At 34.1% G+C, this 4,780-nt stretch carries 6 protein-coding genes; 4 read left to right on the top strand and 2 right to left on the bottom strand.

The features are described from left to right. Positions 1-104 precede the first annotated feature (104 nt). Positions 105-290: a hypothetical protein gene (locus QZU83_RS10105; protein ID WP_295611871.1), complete on the bottom strand. Its 186-nt coding sequence runs from the start codon at positions 288-290 to the stop codon at positions 105-107. A 492-nt stretch (positions 291-782) separates the two neighbouring features. On the opposite strand from QZU83_RS10105, the gene gdhA reads away from it, so the two are divergent. From gdhA to QZU83_RS10085, 4 genes are all read left to right on the top strand, one after another. Beyond that, entirely contained in the window at positions 783-2,117 is a 1,335-nt protein-coding gene (gene gdhA, locus QZU83_RS10100; protein WP_295611870.1) for an NADP-specific glutamate dehydrogenase, read from the top strand. A gap of 283 nt (positions 2,118-2,400) precedes the next feature. Beyond that, positions 2,401-2,634, top strand: a complete 234-nt coding sequence (locus tag QZU83_RS10095; protein WP_295611869.1) for a hypothetical protein — start codon at positions 2,401-2,403, stop codon at positions 2,632-2,634. Between the two features lie 316 nt (positions 2,635-2,950). Beyond that, positions 2,951-3,373, top strand: coding sequence for a thioredoxin family protein (locus QZU83_RS10090; protein WP_295611868.1), 423 nt, complete (start codon positions 2,951-2,953; stop codon positions 3,371-3,373). Then, the gene (locus QZU83_RS10085; protein WP_295611867.1) at positions 3,374-3,994 is read left to right on the top strand and encodes a cytochrome c biogenesis CcdA family protein; all 621 of its coding nucleotides are present in this window, start codon (positions 3,374-3,376) and stop codon (positions 3,992-3,994) included. Here the strand turns inward: QZU83_RS10085 and QZU83_RS10080 are convergent. Next, positions 3,991-4,653: a DUF3244 domain-containing protein gene (locus QZU83_RS10080; RefSeq protein WP_295611866.1), complete on the bottom strand. Its 663-nt coding sequence runs from the start codon at positions 4,651-4,653 to the stop codon at positions 3,991-3,993. The genes QZU83_RS10085 and QZU83_RS10080 overlap by 4 nt on opposite strands. Between the last annotated feature and the right edge of the window lie 127 nt (positions 4,654-4,780).

Below are 4,780 nucleotides of genomic sequence, written 5' to 3'. Positions count from 1 at the left end.
TCTAAACCGCTGGTTCAACGGGGATAGCCTGATAAAATACTTAAATTAACCATTATTAAGTGAAAATAATTCAGGAATCCCCATCCTCTATAGGATGGGGTGGTTCAATTATAGTGAGGGTTTAATCCTTCTTCCTGGCGAATTTTATTGATTAATTTGAAAAATAGGTGTTTTGACACTTCTATTTCATTGTTCAGCTCAACGTAGAGTGAGAACAGTGTCCTGTTTTTTGCCAAATAGCTTTCCTTTAGAGCATCATACTGACTTTTTGTAATCTTTTCTGTAGCCATATTTTTTTCACCATTTTATTATTTTGTATATCAATTTTTAAATTTCACTGTTTATTGTAGATTGATTTGTTAATTATGGTATATAAAGGAATATGCTTTTTAAAATTCGATATAATTTTGTTTAATTATTTTGTCGGTATTGCCGATTTTGTTCGGTATTTTGTCGGGCAATGTCGCAAATATTAAACACGGCAATTCGTTTTCCGACTCGGAATTTCATTGTTGGCAATCAATTTCCGACTTTGTACACCAATTGATTATTTTCTTTATACATTTTTGTTTATTATTTAAAAAGAATTATTTAAATTAATAATATTTTATGAATTAATTATATTATGTTTAGGATAATCATTAATTTTAATGAATATTATTCTAATATTCTAGTAAATATTGAAAAATATTTAAATATAAGAACCTCCAAATATTATAGTATATTGTTAAAAAAATTTAATGATATTAAAATTAATCTAAATTTATTTTGGAGGAATATTTTTGTCATACGTAGATGAAGTAATTGAAACCATTATTGAACAAAACCCTTCAGAACCTGAATTCCACCAAGCTGTACGCGAAGTATTGGAATCCTTAAGGGTTGTAATTGAAGAAAACGAAGATGAATACAGAAAAAATGCACTTCTTGAAAGATTAACCAATCCGGAAAGACAATTCAAATTCCGTGTTCCATGGGTAGATGACAACGGACAGGTACAAGTAAACACCGGATACAGGGTACAGTTCAACAGTGCAATCGGACCTTACAAAGGAGGATTACGTTTCCACCCATCCGTAAATCTCGGTATCATCAAATTCTTAGGTTTCGAACAAATTTTCAAAAACTCCTTGACCGGTCTTCCAATCGGCGGAGGAAAAGGTGGATCTGACTTTGATCCTAAAGGAAAATCCGACAGAGAAATCATGGCATTCTGTCAATCTTTCATGACTGAATTATGCAAATACATTGGTGCTGACACTGACGTTCCTGCAGGGGATATTGGTGTAGGTGGCCGAGAAATCGGATTCTTATTCGGCCAATACAAAAGAATCAGAGGATTATATGAAGGAGTATTAACTGGTAAAGGATTATCATTCGGTGGATCTTTAGCAAGAACCGAAGCTACCGGATACGGATTATTATACTTCACAAACGCTATGTTAAAAGCAAACGACATTGACATTGCAGGAAAAACCATTGCAGTATCAGGTGCAGGTAACGTAGCAACCTATGCAATCGAAAAAGCTCAACAATTAGGCGGAAATCCTGTAACCTGTTCCGATTCAACCGGTTGGATTTACGACCCAGAAGGAATCGACGTTGAGTTATTAAAAGAAATTAAAGAAGTAAGAAGAGAAAGATTAACTGCATATGCTGAAGCTAGAGAAAGCGCTGAATACCACGAAGGCAAAGGCGTATGGTCCATCAAATGTGACATCGCTCTTCCATGTGCTACCCAAAATGAATTGCAATTAGAAGATGCTAAAACCTTAGTCGAAAACGGTGTACTCGCTGTTGCTGAAGGTGCAAACATGCCAACCACAATTGAAGCAACCGAATACTTACAGGAAAACGGCGTATTATTCGCTCCAGGTAAAGCATCCAACGCTGGTGGAGTAGCTACTTCCGCTCTTGAAATGTCCCAAAACTCAGAAAGATTATCCTGGACCTTTGAAGAAGTTGACGGTAGACTCCAAACCATTATGGAAACTATTTTCGCAAATGCTGCTGAAGCTGCTGAAGAATACGGCATGGACAAAAACTATGTTGCAGGAGCAAACATTGCAGGATTCAAGAAAGTTGTTGACGCTATGAATGCACAAGGAATCGTATAGATTTCCTTGTTTCTTTTTTTCTTTTTTTTAATCTAATAATTATTTATAGGGTAATTAGCTATTTTTTAAATTAATTCTTGATTTTGGCGTGTGTTTTTGTGCAAAGTCGCACTTCCAAAAGTTTCATAATTTTTAAAAATATATTCTTAGTTAGAATTTCTTCATGTTTTTTGTCTTAATGGTACAGTTAGGCATGTCAGTATATTAATTTACAATAATTATAAATAATATATTTAATATAATCAATGTATCTAATTAACTTTAATATACTGGAGGTTTCACTATGGCTATGAAAACAATTCGTGTAACTGAAGAAACTCATACAAAACTAGCTCATTTAGGTTTAAAATCCGAAACATACAATGATATTATAGCTAGATTAATTGAGGCGTATGAAAGAATGTATTTTGAAGAATTAAATGATGAAGATGCAGATTACTATAATGAAAGAATCAGACATTTTGAAAACGGGGACTATAGGGGCACTAGAAAAGTTGATTTAGATGGCTTCAAATAGTCCTGATGTAAACTATGAACTTTTTGAAGATTAAGTTAGATGCTCCTTAAAGACAACTGTTAAGTCAGGTGAGATGCATTTCATCCGCCATTATTTTTTTGAAATGTTGTGTCTGCCAGACTGTGCGATTTTCGGTGAAGTTTTCCTATGCATATTCTAAAAAATACGGTTAATTATTTTGATGGTTTTCTGGTTATTATTAAAGATTATCGCTCAACATTAACATTAACGATAGCCTTTTTGACATTGACATTTATTTTCATCTGGCAATATACATGAGTAAACTATATTAGTGTTGATTTTTAAAGTTTCTATCATGAAGAAATATCTTATTGTTGTCTTTGCGGTCATGCTTTTGGCATTGGCATCTGCGGTTTACAGCATTGATTTTGACAATTCTCAAATTCCCGGCTTGAAAATTGCAAATGATGTTGATGGAGCTTTGAACACAGCTAAAATTGAAAATAAAACTGTCATGATAGTTTTTGATCAGGACAGTTGTGTTTACTGTGACATGTTTAAAAAAGATGTTCTGTCCAACCCTGACGTTCAAAAGGAACTGAACGAGAAATGTATCGTGATTTTCGTGGATATCAATAAACATCCTGAAATTGCAAACAAGTATAAGGTTTTTGGAACCCCTACAATACAGTTTTTGGATTCAAACGGTAAGGAAATCACTAAGGTAGAAGGGTATTCAGGTGCCGACGAGTTTTTAAACACTTTAAAGGAGATTTAAATGGAAATCTTTCCTTTAATTTCTTTTTTTACAGGAGTAATCTCAATACTGTCTCCGTGCATATTGCCGATTATTCCGATTTTTGTAGCCTTCAGCCTCAGGGCAAAGTCTAAAAGTGAAATATTCTCATTCGTTTTGGGTCTTGGAAGCATATTTCTTGTTGTTGTGCTTCTGACAGGATTTTTCACATCTCTGGTTTACAGCTACATGTTCTATATACGGCTGGTGGCAGCAGCTTTGCTTTTGATTATTGGAATAGCTATGTTTGCGGATTATTCCTTTGATTTGGCAGTGAAGCTTCCTCAAAAAAGCGATGGTATAATTGGTTCTTTTGTTTTGGGGTTCATAACTTCCCTTTCATGGGCTCCGTGCTACAGTGCATATCTCATATCTCTTGTAACGTTGCTTGTCACTTCAAATGATGCTGCATATTCCGCTTTCAATATAGTTCTATATGTTTTGGGCTTTGGTTTGACGCTGGCGGTGTTGAGTTTTATAATTTCAAAAATAGATTTGGAAAGGTTAATTTCAAAAACAAAATATATTCCCAAAATATTTGCAGTTTTAATAATTTTCAGTGCAATATATTTATTTTGGGAATCTCTTAAAGTATTGATTTAATTTTGCGTTGGATCTACTTGATTTCCATCTTCGTCTATAACAACGTCCATTGTATTTCCGTCTTCATCAATGTAAACATCAAAGCCATCGTCGTTTGAGTCACTGGATGATGAATCGGAATCACTTGACGGATTTGATGGAGTATAAGATTGGTCGTATTGCTGTGAATCGCTTGAATCTTGATCAAGCTGTGCCTGGGTATCAAGGATGTCCTGTATGGCTGCACTGTCCAGTGTGCTGTTGTCGATTTCATCCTTGACAACGCCTGAATCGACCTTAACTTTCTTGGAAAGGCTGCATCCTGTGTAGTTTGCATCTCCATCATATGTTATGTTGAGGGTGTATTCCCCTGAACTCATATTAGATAATTTGGCCATTCCGACTCCGGTGGCGTGTGTCTTTATATTCTTTTTATAGACCACCTTGCCTTTATTATCTAAAAGTTTAACATGGACTGTTTTGTTACTTAAAGATGTCTTTTGACTGTCAGTCAATTTAACGTAAATTGTACTGTTTGATCCTAAATCTCCTTTATTCAGAACTTGTATGCTGGTATTGTGTGCATCACTGGATGGTGAAAACACGAAACTGAATACAATAGCAGCAATTATTATAATAATTCCAAATATGAGTAAATCTCTCAGTATCTTATTATCCATATTTATCACTTACCTTTAATGTATTCTTTTAATCCTATTTAACTGATTCGGTTGTTTTATTTTGCTTTTTAAGGTGTTTCTGTGCTTTTTTATAATTGGAAATAATACATTTTAATGAAATTTTTAG

Source organism: uncultured Methanobrevibacter sp. (assembly GCF_902771435.1).
In the GTDB taxonomy this organism is placed as follows: Archaea; Methanobacteriota; Methanobacteria; order Methanobacteriales; family Methanobacteriaceae; genus Methanocatella.
The sequence above is the reverse complement of the archived record's forward strand: the minus strand, read 5'-3'. Positions and strand labels throughout refer to the sequence as shown.

Bases quoted from the DNA above. Each gene is read 5' to 3' on its own strand.
- QZU83_RS10105 (WP_295611871.1), bottom strand. From the start codon at position 290: ATGGCTACAGAAAAGATTACAAAAAGTCAGTATGATGCTCTAAAGGAA.
- QZU83_RS10095 (WP_295611869.1), top strand. From the start codon at position 2,401: ATGGCTATGAAAACAATTCGTGTAACTGAAGAAACTCATACAAAACTA.
- QZU83_RS10090 (WP_295611868.1), top strand. From the start codon at position 2,951: ATGAAGAAATATCTTATTGTTGTCTTTGCGGTCATGCTTTTGGCATTG.
- QZU83_RS10085 (WP_295611867.1), top strand. From the start codon at position 3,374: ATGGAAATCTTTCCTTTAATTTCTTTTTTTACAGGAGTAATCTCAATA.
- QZU83_RS10080 (WP_295611866.1), bottom strand. From the start codon at position 4,653: ATGGATAATAAGATACTGAGAGATTTACTCATATTTGGAATTATTATA.